Origin of the sequence: Exiguobacterium aurantiacum, from assembly GCF_024362205.1 — a bacterium.
In the GTDB taxonomy this organism is placed as follows: Bacteria; Bacillota; Bacilli; order Exiguobacteriales; family Exiguobacteriaceae; genus Exiguobacterium; species Exiguobacterium aurantiacum_B.
Genome location: NZ_CP101462.1, coordinates 2990383 through 3005083, shown reverse-complemented (window position 1 = coordinate 3005083; position 14701 = coordinate 2990383). Strand labels below are relative to the sequence as shown.

Annotated in this window: 13 protein-coding genes; 11 read left to right on the top strand and 2 right to left on the bottom strand. The window is 54.8% G+C overall.

Features of this window, described 5'->3' with window-relative positions; all coding sequences use genetic code 11:
• The first annotated feature begins 81 nt into the window (after positions 1-81).
• On the top strand, positions 82-1152 hold the full coding sequence (locus tag NMQ00_RS15595) for an alpha/beta hydrolase (protein WP_255177420.1): 1071 nt from the start codon (positions 82-84) through the stop codon (positions 1150-1152).
• Positions 1149-3923, top strand: a complete 2775-nt coding sequence (locus tag NMQ00_RS15590) for a glycoside hydrolase family 3 C-terminal domain-containing protein (protein WP_255177419.1) — start codon at positions 1149-1151, stop codon at positions 3921-3923. Before NMQ00_RS15595 ends, NMQ00_RS15590 begins: the two co-directional genes overlap by 4 nt.
• A 35-nt stretch (positions 3924-3958) precedes the next feature.
• Here the strand turns inward: NMQ00_RS15590 and NMQ00_RS15585 are convergent, their stop codons facing one another.
• Complete coding sequence (locus tag NMQ00_RS15585; protein WP_255177418.1) at positions 3959-4402, bottom strand: hypothetical protein; 444 nt, start codon at positions 4400-4402, stop codon at positions 3959-3961.
• Between the two features lie 119 nt (positions 4403-4521).
• On the opposite strand from NMQ00_RS15585, the gene NMQ00_RS15580 reads away from it, so the two are divergent.
• The 6 genes from NMQ00_RS15580 (at position 4522) to NMQ00_RS15555 (ending at position 10002) form a co-directional block, all read left to right on the top strand.
• Positions 4522-5196, top strand: coding sequence for an HAD hydrolase-like protein (locus NMQ00_RS15580; protein ID WP_255177417.1), 675 nt, complete (start codon positions 4522-4524; stop codon positions 5194-5196).
• 56 nt (positions 5197-5252) lie between these two features.
• The gene (locus tag NMQ00_RS15575; protein WP_255177416.1) at positions 5253-5747 is read left to right on the top strand and encodes an LURP-one-related/scramblase family protein; all 495 of its coding nucleotides are present in this window, start codon (positions 5253-5255) and stop codon (positions 5745-5747) included.
• Positions 5748-5760: 13 nt separating this feature from the next.
• A complete protein-coding gene (locus tag NMQ00_RS15570; RefSeq protein ID WP_255177415.1) occupies positions 5761-6306 on the top strand; it encodes an NUDIX hydrolase in 546 nt (181 codons plus the stop codon).
• Positions 6299-6877: an NUDIX hydrolase gene (locus tag NMQ00_RS15565; protein WP_255177414.1), complete on the top strand. Its 579-nt coding sequence runs from the start codon at positions 6299-6301 to the stop codon at positions 6875-6877. Before NMQ00_RS15570 ends, NMQ00_RS15565 begins: the two co-directional genes overlap by 8 nt.
• Complete coding sequence (locus NMQ00_RS15560) at positions 6849-7421, top strand: DUF1349 domain-containing protein (RefSeq protein ID WP_255177413.1); 573 nt, start codon at positions 6849-6851, stop codon at positions 7419-7421. The genes NMQ00_RS15565 and NMQ00_RS15560 overlap by 29 nt, the downstream gene beginning before the upstream one ends.
• A 190-nt stretch (positions 7422-7611) precedes the next feature.
• Complete coding sequence (locus tag NMQ00_RS15555; RefSeq protein ID WP_255177412.1) at positions 7612-10002, top strand: carbohydrate binding domain-containing protein; 2391 nt, start codon at positions 7612-7614, stop codon at positions 10000-10002.
• 43 nt (positions 10003-10045) lie between these two features.
• On the opposite strand, the gene mprF is transcribed toward NMQ00_RS15555, so the two are convergent.
• Positions 10046-12544 carry a bifunctional lysylphosphatidylglycerol flippase/synthetase MprF gene (gene mprF / locus NMQ00_RS15550; protein ID WP_255177411.1) on the bottom strand — a complete coding sequence of 833 codons (2499 nt, stop codon included), beginning with the start codon at positions 12542-12544 and terminating at the stop codon, positions 10046-10048.
• Between the two features lie 195 nt (positions 12545-12739).
• On the opposite strand from mprF, the gene NMQ00_RS15545 reads away from it, so the two are divergent.
• Genes NMQ00_RS15545 through NMQ00_RS15535 form a run of 3 tightly spaced genes read left to right on the top strand, consistent with a single transcriptional unit; the run spans position 12740 to position 14682 of the window.
• Positions 12740-13327 (top strand): bifunctional transcriptional activator/DNA repair enzyme AdaA, encoded by a 588-nt coding sequence (locus NMQ00_RS15545; protein ID WP_255177410.1) that lies wholly within the window; start codon positions 12740-12742, stop codon positions 13325-13327.
• Complete coding sequence (locus NMQ00_RS15540) at positions 13284-14183, top strand: DNA-3-methyladenine glycosylase family protein (RefSeq protein WP_255177409.1); 900 nt, start codon at positions 13284-13286, stop codon at positions 14181-14183. The genes NMQ00_RS15545 and NMQ00_RS15540 overlap by 44 nt, the downstream gene beginning before the upstream one ends.
• Positions 14170-14682 (top strand): methylated-DNA--[protein]-cysteine S-methyltransferase, encoded by a 513-nt coding sequence (locus NMQ00_RS15535; RefSeq protein ID WP_255177408.1) that lies wholly within the window; start codon positions 14170-14172, stop codon positions 14680-14682. The genes NMQ00_RS15540 and NMQ00_RS15535 overlap by 14 nt, the downstream gene beginning before the upstream one ends.
• Positions 14683-14701 lie beyond the last annotated feature (19 nt).

Below are 14701 nucleotides of genomic sequence, written 5' to 3'. Positions count from 1 at the left end.
AAGACCTCGTTTTCGTAGATGATACATCCTTATTCTACCAATCGAGGGCGAACCCTTTAAACATGTCAGGAGGATGAACTGATGGAACAAACTTATGAACAACTGGTAAGGCTCTTGAGCCAGTCTCAAAACATGAATTATGAGAACGGCGTCGAGACAATCATCAAACCTATCCCAGACGCTGATGTGACCGGAGACCTCGATCCACGAGTGTTAGCCGTCATCAAAGGATATGCCGCATCCGAGCTGGAAACGTCATTCGACTTGGCGTCCGCCCGTGCCAGCATGGGTTGGCCGAACCGTGACGTGACGACGATGGACATCGCGACAGACCACGTTATGATTCCGAGCGCTGACGGCGACATCCCGGCGCGCCTGTATCGGCCGCGTACGGAAGAGACGTTACCGGCCATTCTGTTCTTTCACGGCGGTGGCTTCTTCGGAGGGACGCTCGATACGGTCGAGAACCCGTGTAAACTGCTCGCCGAGAAAGCGAACGCCCTCGTCGTCTCGGTTGAATACCGGCTCGCGCCGGAGCATCCGTTTCCAGCCGGACTGAACGACTGTTACCGAGCGCTCGAATGGGTGCACGAGCGTGCCGCTGAGCTCGGGGTGTCACGGGACGACATCGCCGTTGCCGGCGACAGTGCCGGTGGGAACTTGGCGACCGCTTGTTGCTTACTAGACCGCTCGAACGAGACGAACATGATTCGTTTCCAGGCGCTCATTTATCCGGTCGTCAATTTGGGCTCCATTCCGACAGACGATTACGAATGGACGCTCGACCGCTATGAAATCAAGCATCATCATGATTTGATCCGTGGCGTCGTCATGGCGCTCGGTGATTCAGAAGACTTGTTGAACCAAATCTACCTACAAGGCAAGGCCGAGCTGACCGACCCGCTCGTGTCGCCGTTGTTCGCGGATGATGTAAACGGCTTACCGCCAGCTTTGATCATCACGGCCGAATACGATTACCTTCGTCTCGAAGGTGAGGCGTACGCACGTAAACTCGCACGTGACGGCGTGCCGACACGACTGATTCAATATCGCGGGATGGATCACGCCTTTATGGACAAGCTCGGCGACTTCCCGCAAGCCGAAGACTGTTTGATTGAAATCGCAAATGGAATGAAGGAGATGACACGATGAAGACTTACACATTGAACTGGGATACATATAAACAATTGGCGCGGACATCCGTCGCAGAAGGGGCCGTCCTCTTGAAGAATGAGCAGGCGACGCTTCCGATTCAATCGGGGACGACCGTTTCTGTCTTCGGGCGCAGCCAATTCAACTACTACAAGAGCGGCACGGGATCAGGTGGGATGGTCAACGTCTCGCACGTGACGAGTCCGCTCGAGGCGCTTCAGGCGACCGAAGGCATTCGATTGAACGCGTCGCTTCTTGAGACGTACGAGATTTGGGTCGAAGCGAATCCGTTCGACCAAGGTGTCGGTTGGGCCGGCGAACCGTGGTCACAGCCAGAGATGGCGGTGACGGACGAGCTCGTCGCGGAAGCGGCAGGAGCCTCCGACATGGCGCTCGTCTTCATCGGACGCACGGCTGGTGAGGACCGGGATAACACGGCCGACCCGGGCAGCTATTTGTTGACGGACATCGAGCAGGCGTTGATTGAGAAGGTGTCAAAAACATTCACGAAGACGGCCGTCGTCTTGAACGTCGGCAATATCATCAACATGGACTGGGCGCATCAACCGAGCGCAATCCTCTACGCATGGCAAGGGGGATTAGAAGGTGGGACAGGACTCGTCGACGTGTTGACGGGTGCGGTAACGCCATCTGGAAAGTTGACCGATACGATCGCGAAATCGATTGAGGACTACCCGTCGACGAAAAACTTTGGACATGCGGACAAAGGCATCTACCAAGAAGACATCTATGTCGGCTACCGTTATTTCGAGACGTTCGCCAAGGACGCGGTGCTCTATCCGTTCGGCTTCGGCTTGTCATACACGACGTTCACGACCGACGTCGCGACGGCGGGCGAACAGGACGGCGTGATCACGGTGACCGTCGATGTGACGAACACAGGCGCCGTTGACGGAAAAGAGGTCGTCCAGCTGTACATCGAGAAGCCACAAGGTGTGCTCGGCAACCCGGCCCGTTCGCTCGTCGCTTTCGATAAGACGGATACGCTCGCACCGGGAGAACGGACGACGCTCACACTCAGCATACCGGTCGCGGACTTCGCGAGCTATGACGACAACGGCGCGACAGGGCACGTATCAAGCTTTGTTCTCGAGGCGGGCACATACGAGCTTCACCTCGGGACCGACGTCCGCTCGGCGCGACCGGTGTTCGCGTATGAAGAGGCATCTCAACAACTTGTCGAGACGCTCAGCGAGAACATGGCCCCGGTCACCCCGTTCGACCGCATCAAGCCGGTCGCTGGCGAGCATGGCTATTTGGTCGAATACGTGCCGACGCCGCTCCGTGCGGTCGATGTCGAGGCACGCTATCTCGCCGAACGTCCGGTCACGCGCGACTACGCCGGTGACAACGGCTTAACACTGAAGGACGTTTATGCGGGCAAGGTCGAGCTCGACGCGTTCCTCGATCAATTGACGGACGAAGATCTCGCCTGCATCGTGCGGGGACAAGGGATGAACTCGCCACGGGTGACACCGGGGACGGCCGCTGCGTTCGGTGGGGTATCGGACCGCTTGAACGAACTCGGCATCCCAGCGGCATGTTGCGCAGACGGCCCGTCCGGCATCCGGATGGACATCGGGACGAAGGCGTTCGCCCTTCCGAACGGGACGCTCCTCGCTTCGACGTTCAACGTCGAATTGGTCGAAGACCTGTTCGAGATGATTGGACTCGAGATGCGGAAAAATCGCGTCGATACGCTCCTCGGACCTGGGATGAATATCCACCGCAACCCACTGAACGGCCGGAACTTCGAGTACTTCTCGGAAGACCCGCACGTGACCGGCAAGATGGCGATCGCCCAATTGAACGGGATGCATCGCGTCGGCGTGACGGGAACGCTCAAACACTTCAGCGCCAACAACCAAGAGGCACACCGTCACGATATCGATTCAATCGTTTCAGAGCGGGCGCTGCGTGAGATTTACTTGAAAGGGTTCGAGATGGCCGTCAAAGAAGGCAAGGCGTCATCGATCATGACGACGTACGGCGCCGTCAACGGCGTGTGGACGGCCGGGCTCTATGACCAGAACACACGTATCCTCCGTGACGAGTGGGGCTTTGACGGCATCGTCATGACCGACTGGTGGGCGAAAGTGAACCACCAAGAAGACGAGCCGGCGAACCGTCAGAACACGGCAGCGATGGTCCAGTCGCAAAACGACTTATATATGGTCGTTGACCGTCCGGACACGAACTCGTTCGATGACAACACGGGGGCGGCACTCGCTGATGGCTCGCTCACGCGCGGTGAACTGCTCCGGAGTGCGGCGAACATCTGTCGTTTCGTCTTACAGTCTCCGGCGATGGAGCGCGAGCTCGGTATTCACGACGGCACGGTCGAGGTGATTGGGCTCGACGAGGAAGCCGGACAAGCCATCGATTTCGATGTGACGTATCGCCATCTCGAAAACGGGGAGAGTGTCAGCTTGAGTGACGCCGACACGTCGACAGGGAACACGCACGTCTTTGCCGTCTCGGTCGATGAGACGGGCACGTACGACGTGACGATCACGGCCAAATCGGACGCGGGCGAACTCGCCCAGATGCCGGTCACGTTGTTCGCCAACAACATCCCGGGCCCGACGTTCACGTTCAACGGGACGGACGGGGAATGGGTGACGCAGACGAAGCAAGTGTTCTTCTTGAACCAACACAACTATTTGCAGCTCTACTTCGCACTCGGCGGTCTCGACGTGAAAGACATCACGTTCACGCTCGTCGACTCGTTCAGCATGAAAAACGGATAATGAACGAAGCGCCGTCTCGAATACGAGGCGGCGTTTTAGTATGCCTGAAGCGCTTTGACGGCGTGACGGAGCTGTTCAACCTCCTCGTTCTGCCATCCGTTTCGATTCACGGCGTTGATGAACTGATGACTGGCTTTGATGAGGGAATGTTTCAATTCCTCAAGCGATACAGTCCCCATAGGCGTCTTAGCATGACCATCTTCTACAAATGTGAGCTCGACGTCAGTGGCGGTCATTTTTTTAGCGGCTATCCGAATCGGACCGTCCATGAACTGAAACGAGTATGTCTCTCGCAACGGGGCGAATACGAGGGCACGGGCATTGTCGGCCCACCAGTTCAAGACGATGGCGACGAAATCCGACCAACCTTGTCCCGGGAAATAATCATGAAAGTCGATGACGAAGGCGATGTTGCCAACGATTTGATTCGAGTATGTTAACGAATGTACATCAAGTTCGATTGAAATATGATTTAGCAAGTACGCTCCTCCTTACTGAGTGATGTCAGATGGATGGTGATTGATTGTAGTGCATCTTGAACAAAAAGTTGTATGATAAACAAACCAATAAATGTCATTTCATTGTAGGGGGAACATGTATGAACACTTCCATTATTTTTGATATGGACGGCACCTTGTTTCGGACAGAGACCATCTTAGAGAAGGCACTCGACGAAACGTTTCACTTTTTACGCAAGAACGAGGGATGGGAAGGTGATACACCGATTGAACAATATCGTGAGATTATGGGAGTTCCCTTGCCTGTCGTGTGGGAAACGTTGCTCCCTGACTATTCGGTGTCTGTTCGAGGCGCAGCAGACGACTATTTCTTGAACCGTTTAATCGAAAATATTCGAAGTGGCAACGGGGCGCTCTATCCAGGGGTGACTGCTTTGTTTGAGAAACTGACGGCGATGAATTGTACCTTGTATATCGCCAGCAATGGATTGATTCCTTATCTTGAGGCGATTGTATCGCACTATGACTTGCACGATTGGATTACAGCAACGTACAGCATCGAGCACATCGAAACGTTGAACAAAAGTGATTTGGTCGCTCATATCGTGACAACCCATAACATTCAAGACGGGTTCGTCGTCGGTGATCGACTTTCAGATATTGTGGCGGCGCAAACGAACGGTCTGACTGCAGTCGGGTGTCGGTTCGACTTTTCTCAAGAAGAGGAGTTGCGGCAGGCGGACCATGTCATCAATCGATTGGCGGATCTTCCAGACATCCTCTCGAAGAGTCATATCAGCGTTGAAGGAAACTGAATCGATTTGGGTATTATTCCGTATATAAGGTATCACACTCAATCGGAGGGATGACGATGAACACGCTCTACATGAAACAAAAGGTTTTCAGCCTGCGCGGGCGCTTCACCATCAAAGATGCGGATGAGAACGATTTGTATTTCGTCGAAGGGAGCTTCATGAAGCTACCGAAGTCGTTTACGATTTCAGACAAAGAAGGCCATGAGATTACGACAATCACGAAAAAGACGTTCAGTTTCTTGCCGAAGTTCTATGTCGACGTCGAAGGCCAGGAGACGGTCACGATCTCAAAAGAGTTTACGTTGTTCAAACCACGTTATACGATTGATGCGGCCGGAATCGATGTGCAAGGCAACTGGTGGGACATGGACTTCCAAGTGATACAGAACGGCCAAGTCATCGGCAGCGTTCAGAAAAAATGGCTGTCATGGGGCGACAGTTACGAGATTCAAGTGATGGACGAGACGATGGAGCACATGCTCATCTCGATCGTCGTCGCCATCGATTGTGCGAAGTCAGACCAGGCCGCAGGTGCCAGCGCGGCGACATGAAGGGGATGGAACGATGGAGTTTTGGGATGTGTATGATGTGGACCGCAAGAAGACAGGGCGGACGTGGCAGCGGGGCAACCGTCTCGAGAACGGCGATTTTCATCTCGTCATCCACGTCTGCATTTTCAACAAGGACGGACAGATGTTGATTCAGCAGCGCCAACCGTTCAAAGACGGTTGGTCGAACATGTGGGACATCACGGTCGGTGGTAGTGCAACGGTCGGCGATACGAGCCAACAGGCAGCGATGCGCGAGCTCGAAGAAGAAATCGGGCTAAAACTCGACTTATCGCACACAAGGCCGCATTTGACGGTCAACTTTGATGAGGGGTTCGATGATATCTATCTCGTCGAGACAGACGTCGACCTCGACGAGTTGACGCTCCAACAATCAGAAGTGCAGGCCGTGCAGTGGGCGGACGAAGCGACGATTCTCGAGCGAATTCAAGCAGGGACGTTCATTCCGTATTATGAATCGATGATTTCGCTATTATTTTCGATGCGCAAACAGTGGGGCGCCATCTACAGCTACGAAAAGAAGGAATCGAGCCGTGCCTGAACAAGTAGAACTGTGGGACGTGTATACGAAACATCGAGAACGGACTAATCGTCTTTGGCAACGCGGCACGAGAGCGCACGAAGGAGATTGTCATTTGGTCGTACATGTCTGTCTGTTCAATCGACAAGGCGAGATGTTGATTCAACAACGAACATCGGAGAAGGAGAACTGGGCGAACGGATGGGATGTGACAGTTGCGGGCAACGCTCTCGCTGGCGAGACGAGTCGACAAGCAGCGATGCGTGAACTAGAAGAAGAAATCGGGTTCGCGATTGACATGACGAACATGCGCCCGCATTTGACGTTCCATTCAGACGGTGTGCTCGATGATATTTATTTAATTGAGACCGAAGTCGATATCCATGCGTTGACGCTACAGCAGAGCGAGGTCCAGGCAGTTCGTTGGGCCGAAGAGAAGACCGTTTTCGAATTGATGGAGTTGGGACATTTCATCCCATACAAACGGGCGATGCTGTCTTTATTGTTCGCGATGCGGCATCGGTACGGATCATTTCGTCAAGTAGATCAAGGAGGACGATTGAATGTGGAAAACGTATCAGTGGATCAATGAACCTAATGAAGTGAACGCAGGTGAGCACCTGACGTTCCAGACGGCACCAGACACCGACTTTTGGCGGAACACCCATTACGGCTTCAACCGGATGACGGCGCACGCTTTGGTGACGGACGTGTCGGCCGAGCGGTTTACGTGCCGGGCGACGATTGAGATGGAGCCGAGCCATACATATGATCAGGCCGGAATCCTGCTATACGTCAACGACGACCATTGGCTCAAGACGTCCGTCGAGTATATCCCGGACGGACCGTCACATCTCGGGGCCGTCGTCACGTCCTTTGGCTACTCGGATTGGTCGACGCGAGATTTCCCGAATAAAAACATTTACGGACGGTTGACGTTCGAACTCGTCTATACCGATGGCGATGTCGAGGTGTTCTTCGAATACGAGGGAGGTGCTCGTGAGCAGTTGCGGATCGCCCATCTCCATGACGTGTCGACGTTACGCGTCGGACCGTACGCCTGTAGTCCGGATACGGAGGCGCCTGGATTCAAAGTCACGATTTCAGATTGGACCGTCACGGAAGCATCGACTTGATTCATCGTCGATGCTTTTTTATGTCATTTTCATTTCACTTCAAGAAAATGGTTGAATCGAGGCATGGAAAAAATTTATAATAGCGTTAACGAAAGCGCTTTCGGAAAGCGGTTTCAATCTGTACGTCACTAGAAGAGGCAAGGTCGATTGTGTCGTCCCTGCCTTCATTCATGCCAAGGGAGGAAATGTAATGAAGAAATGGGTCGCACTTGCACTCGGAACTGGGCTTGTCTTATCTGCCGCACAAGGCGCATCTGCCGAAAAGCCGGAGAAGAAAGACAACACGAAATGGAAGCTCGTCTGGTCGGATGAGTTCAACAAATCAGAGATTGATCAAACGAAATGGAACTTTGACACGGGGAACTGGTTGAAAGACGCTGAAGGCACGCCGGTCACACCAGGTTGGGGAAACAATGAGAAGCAATTTTACACGGACAAAAATGAAAACGCTTTCGTAGAAGACGGGAACCTCGTCATCCGTGCGAAAAAAGAACAAGTGACAGACGAACTCGGGTCATACGACTTCACGTCAGCGAAGTTGACGACCAAAGGTAAGTTCAGTCAAACGTACGGCCGTTATGAGATGCGCGCGAAGCTCCCAACCGGCAAAGGACTATGGCCGGCGTTCTGGATGTTGCCGGAACAGGACCGCTACGGCGCCTGGGCCGCGTCTGGTGAAATCGACATCATGGAAGCATGGGGGAGCCAGCCTGACAAGGTCGCTGGAACGATCCATTACGGCGAGAACTGGCCGAACAATAAATATACCGGCAAAGACTACCACTTTGAAGAAGGCGACGGCATCGACAAATGGCATACATATGCGGTCGAGTGGGAGCCAGGCGAGTTGCGTTGGTACGTTGACGGGAAATTGTATCAGACACAAAACGATTGGTACTCGAAAGGGTTGAACCAAGCTACGAAATACAGCTATCCGGCACCGTTCGACCAAAACTTCTATTTGATTATGAACTTGGCCGTCGGCGGCTGGTTTGATGGAGACGTCGATGCGACGACACCATTCCCAGCTGATATGAAAGTCGATTACGTTCGCGTCTTCGATTTGAAGAACCGTGACTATCGCGAAGCGGTCGAACCGGTGTATACCGACGAAACAATCGTGCTTCCGGACGGAGCGAAACAACCGTCTGAAGACGGAAACCTTGTCTACGACCAAGACTACACGGAGCCAATCACGACCGTAACGAACGGTTCGCAGGCGCTCGACCCGGTGAACTGGAACTATGTGGCGCTCCCTGACTTCGGTGGAGTTGGATCGATCGACGTGATTGAACAGGCGGGTTCACGCTTCGCGGATATCTCAATCACACAAGCGGGCAGTCAGCCTTACTCGCACCAATTGATTCAAAACGTGTCACTCGGCAAAGGAGGTCACTACAAAGTGACGTTCGACGCGAGTGCCGACTCGGCTCGCTCGATCGCTGTCAAAGTCGGCGGTGGACCGGACCGCGGTTACGCCAAGTATTCGGATGAAGGCTCGTTCGATTTGACGACCGATGTCCAGACGTACTCGATGACGTTCGACATGACGGAAGACACAGATCTCGCGGCACGCCTCGAATTCAACGTCGGCCTCAGCACGGCAGGCGTCCAAATCGGGAACGTCCGCGTCGAACAGACGCCGCGTGAAGCGCTCGACCCGAACGCGACGAAACCGGCGCTCGGAAACGGCAACCACGTCTATAACGGAACGTTCGACCAAGGGGCAATGGACCGCTTGACTTACTGGCAGTTCGACCCAGGCGCAACGAAAGGCACAGGCACAGTTGATGAGAAAGCGCGTCACTTCGAGTTCGTGACGAACGCGAAGAAAGGGCAACCGGCAACGCTCGTCCAAAACGGCATTCAATTGACGGAAGGCCGTGACTACGTACTTCGTTTCAACGCGAAATCGGAACGCATCAAATCGCTTCAAGTCGGCTTGAATGGATTGAACGGGCAAGCATATCTCCCGCTCCAAGACGTGTCGTTGACGCGCGACTTCCAATCAATTGAAATCCCGTTCACGATGGAACAAGAGACGGATTTGTTGAGCCAACTCCAATTCGTGCTTGGTTCGGCTAAAGGTGAAATCACGCTCGACGATGTACAACTGTTGGATGTGACACCGGTCGAGGTTGACCCGTCGCCGCTCAAGAACGGTTCGTTCGCTGAAGGATTGACGCATTGGGGCTCATACGTCCACTTTGACGCCCAAGCGGCGGTCGAAGCGGTGAACGAGGCGGCTCAGTTGTCAATCACGCAAGAAGGACAAGAGCCGTGGAGCGTGCTCATGGAACAGGGCGGTCTCGAGTTGCATGCAGGTCAAACGTACGTCGTGCGCTTTGACGCCAAATCGACAGTGGCCCGCAACATGGAAGTGACAATCGAGAACGCGGCATACACACGTTTCTTGAGCGAGATCGTCCAAGTCACTCCTGAGACGAAGTCGTACGAGTTCGAGCTCACGATGGGCCAGACGGACATGACAGCGATGAAATTCTTGCTCGGCCGCACGGAAGGCTCGCCGCTCGGCGCGCACGATGTGACGATCGATAACGTCAGCGTGACCGTAAAATAATCGAAAGCAAGAGCGCCTCGCATGCGAGGCGCTCTTTGGCGTTTTAAGATTCTCGTTTCCGACTAATCAACCGTGCCGTCCGAAGCAAGGACGGGAGCAGTTTCCGACGCTTGCGGATGGCCAAATATCTAGCTTCCCACGTCGGTGTGAACTTGCGTTTGAATTGACGGAGCCCGCTGAACGGATAGATGTAACTGATGTTCTCGAAGATATCGGCCGCAATCCGCTCCGGCCAGTACGCGAACGGTTGCTCCCCGACTGAGGCGAGTGGTGCCATGCCGAGGCCGACATGGGCGTAGTCATTTGCCCGTGCCCACTCGATCACGTGCAGAATCAGCACTTCAATCGATCCGGGCAGAGCCTCACCGTGAGAGCGCATCAAATCGATAGAGACGGTGTCATGGCCACGGAGGAGCGTAATGAAGGCAATAACTTGTTCCGTCTCGTCACGCAGGAGGGCAATCGGGTAATGGGGCAAGGCCTGCTCATTGAAAAAGCCGAGCGAGAACCCTTTCTCGCTTCGATTGCCGAGCCAGTCGTCCGAGATGCCGCGCAGTGACGTAATCAACTCGGGTGACGGATTCATGACGATATCGGCCGTGTAGCCCCGCTTCGTGAATTGGTTATGGAGCGAGCGCATGTTGGCGCGCTTTTTGCCAGTGAGCGAGAACGTGACGACATCGACCGTCGCCTCTTCACCGAGCTTGAAGAACGTGAAACCGGCGTCGTGCAGGCGTGGCATCCAATCCGGAGTGACTTGATAAAAGAGCGGGATATAGCCGAGCCGGTCCGTCTCTTCGATAAAGGCGAGCAACAAGTGTGACGCGGCGTCACGCGCTCCTTGCACATCACCGAGGACGATGGCGTGATTGCCGGATTTAGCAAACAAGAGACATGCCTCGTCGTCCGGCCCATAATAGACGAGCTTGTCGTTCATATAGGCCAAATCGAACGCGCTCGTCGTCGCATGCGCGGCTTGAAACGCCGCGAAACGGGACGGTTCGAACGACAAGCCGAGCTTCGGACGTTTCAACCGGTTGAACAGCGTGAAGATGCCAATCAACAGCAGTCCGGACAAAACGACGGCAGCGATGCTCAACCCGGCGGCCGCTTCCGAATCGAAGAAAATCGTGTCGGTCTGACTGAACGATTGCAGCAGGAACGCATGCGTGCCGACGTAGAGACCGACATAGGCGACGTTGCGGACGAAGCGACTGACGGTCACGATGGAGCGATAGCGTTTGTGCTGGGTCCGGGTCAACCACACGAACAAAGCGAATCCACCGACGACGAACGCTTCGAACAAATTGAAGCCGCGTGCGAGGACACCGATGCCGGCGACGATACATGCAATCCAGACGAGCCAGAGAACGCGTTTCGTCCGGATGTACATCCCGAACGTGGTCAGTAGCGTCAACAGACCGGCGGTGAACAGTGCGAGCGTGCCGACCCACTGCAACCAGAGGGAAGTCGAATAGAGTGGTGACACGCTCGGTAACAGCGTTTGGAACCACAAGACGAGACTCGTCATCAATGCAATCAGGCTTCCGGCGAGCCGTCCGGTCTTGGCGAGTGTGCGCGACACGATGCGCCAGACGACGGTCCCGATTTCATAAGACGACCCGATGATCGGTTTATACTCAATCTGCTTGACGACCTGGTCCCCGAAGACGAGGGCCGCCAAGAATAGGCCGATCATGAACGGGACGATGAAGTAGACGAAGCGATAGACGATCAAGGAAGACAAGACGATCTCTTGGTCGATGCCGAGCTGGGTCATCCCAACGAGGTATAATAGATCAAACGAACCGACACCACCCGGGACGAGCGAGACGACCCCGACGATGGTCGCGACGATGAAGATTCCCATCATGGCCGTGAGCGGTGCTTCGCCTCCGAGCAAATGCAGGGCATACAAGGCGACGAGCCCGGCCGTCACCCATTCGGCTAGCGACGTCGCGATATAGCCGAGCAAGGTCGGCCAATCCAAGTTCGATCGCTTCCGCGTCACATATATGTAGAGCGGCAGGACGGCGAGTGTCGCGAGGAGCACCGGCCAAATCCACTGTTTCGTTCCGGTGAGCGTATCGGCCGGGAAGAGCCCGAGTAGCACGCCTGCGGCAAGCAGCGACAAGCCGCTGATGAGCGTCGGGGTCATCCAACCGATGGCCCGGAGCAAACGCTTTGTGTCCGTATATGGACGATACAGCGACGTCCGGAGCGCGATGCCGATGACGCCGCCAAACCCGATCATGCCGTTCATCGCGTTGGTGATCCATGCCGCGCGAAGCAGCTTCGCGAGCGGGAGCTGGACGTCGAGCGAGCGCAGTAAGTAGTAGTCGTAGCCGGTCATCGTCAAAACGGCGACGAGTCCGAGTCCGATCAAGGCGATTTGTTCGAATCCCGTCAACGCCTCTAACGTTTGAAACGCCGCGGCGAGCGACAGGTTTTGGAGCTCTTGGCCACTCTGATATAGAATCAATCCAATCAATAGGAATGGAAGCAACCATTTCAGTTGTTTCCAGGAAAATCGCTTTTGCATCGTATGTACTCCTTCTGACTTGATTAGCTAAAGTGTACTCAATTGAGTCGTGTAATCATAGTACGAGTCAGAAGCGAAGACGGATTCAAAATCAATGAGATTCGTGAATCGCGGGAATGTAGACTGTAAGCGCAAGAAACAGGACGAGTGAACGAAAATCAATCTGCTACAGTGAAACAAAAGGGGGTGGCTGAGATGCTGACGTTTGAAGAGAAGTGGGAGAAAGTGCTCGCCTGTGACGCGGCGTATGACGGCCAGTTTTATACTGCGGTCAAGACGACCGGGATTTACTGTCGTCCCTCGTGCCGCTCGCGGAAACCGAAGCGAGAGAATGTCGATTTCTATGAGACGAAAGCGGAAGTGGAGTCGTCCGGCTTTCGGCCGTGCAAACGATGTCAGCCCGAGGTCGACCGTAGTCCGGCGAGCGCGCTCGTCCACGACGTGACGGCGTTTTTGCTCACTCATTACAAACGTCCGCTCAAACTCGAGGAGATTGCCGAGCATGTCAACTTGAGCCCGTTCTATGTCGAGCGGACGTTCACCCAGGCGACAGGCGAGACGCCGCGCCGTCTGCTCGAAAAAGTTCGCATCGACAAGGCGGCCCATCTGTTACGGACGACGGACATGAGCAATCTCGCCATCTGTTATGAGGTCGGCTTTCAAACGCCGTCCAACTTTTATCGCGTCTTTCGACGGCTAAAGGGCTGTGCGCCGAGTGCGTATCGAAAGGGGGGAGTCGATGAGTCGCTCATCGTTCGAGATTCACGTCACCGCTCCGTTTGATTTTCAGCAATGTCTGCAGTTTTTACGACGTTCAAACGATGAAGTGATGCATGTCGCTCGCGAAACGTCCGTCTCGAAGCTGTTCGATGTGGACGGACGGTTGCTGTTGGGTGACATCATGGAGACGTCCCAAGGCCTCGTCATCGTGTTCCCGGAAGACATTATTTCAAAAACGGAGCAAGAACATGTGGAACGATACGTCCGCGACTGGTTTGATCTCGACCAAGACGTCGCCGCGTTCGCGCGGATGGCTGAGACGGATGAACTGTTGCATCCGCTCGTCCGAGAGTACGAGGGGCTGCGGCTGATCGGATTCCCGGACTTGTTCGAGGCGCTCACGTGGGCCGTCATCGGCCAACAGATCACACTCTCGTTCGCCTATACGCTGAAACGACGGTTCGTCGAGCAGTATGGACCATCCCGGGAGGTGGACGGCGTGACGTACTGGGCATTCCCAAATCCAGAGACAATTGCACTGCTCGACCCGAGTGAACTGCGACCGCTCCAATTCAGCACCCGGAAAGCAGAATATATCATCGGTATCGCCCAGGAAATGACGGACGGACGATTGTCGAAACAGCAGTTGCGCAGCGAGCCACCCGACATGATGCATGAACGGTTGTTAAGCTTACGCGGTGTCGGGGAGTGGACGGCCGCGTATGTCCGGATGAAGTGTTTCCAAGACCCGACGGCGTTCCCGGCCGCGGACGCTGGTCTGCATCAGGCGTTGAAGCATCATCTTGGGCGAAGCGACAAGTTGACGGCAGACGAAGTGAGGTTGTACGGGGAACGTTTTTCCGGATGGGAAGCGTACGCCACATTCTATCTATGGAGGTCATTGTATGGAGACGTATAGACTGGACTACGTGAGTCCGATTGGGATTCTGGAGATTGTCGGGACAGAGACGGCCATCCATTCCATCCTGTTCGTCGAACGTACGGACGTCCGTTTTGAAGCGGATGAAATGACGCCGGACGTGTTGAAAACGTGCCATCGAGAAATCGATGAGTACTTCAACGGACGTCGCCACGCGTTCACGTTCCCGTTTGAAGTCGAGGGGACCGTGTTTCAACAGGACGTGTGGCAGGCGCTGGTCATGATTCCATACGCCGAGACGACCTCGTATCGCGAACTGGCCGTGAGACTCGGCCGGGACCGCGCCGTACGGGCCGTCGGCAGCGCCAACGGACGCAACCGGTTGAGCATCGTCATCCCGTGCCATCGTGTCATCGGATCGAATGGGACGTTGACGGGCTATGCGGGCGGACTCTGGCGGAAGGAATGGTTGCTTCGACACGAGCAAACAAACGCATATTCGAGCCTGGCAAAAAAACACCTACCCCTCCATATCTGATACAATGGAGAAGTCCTAT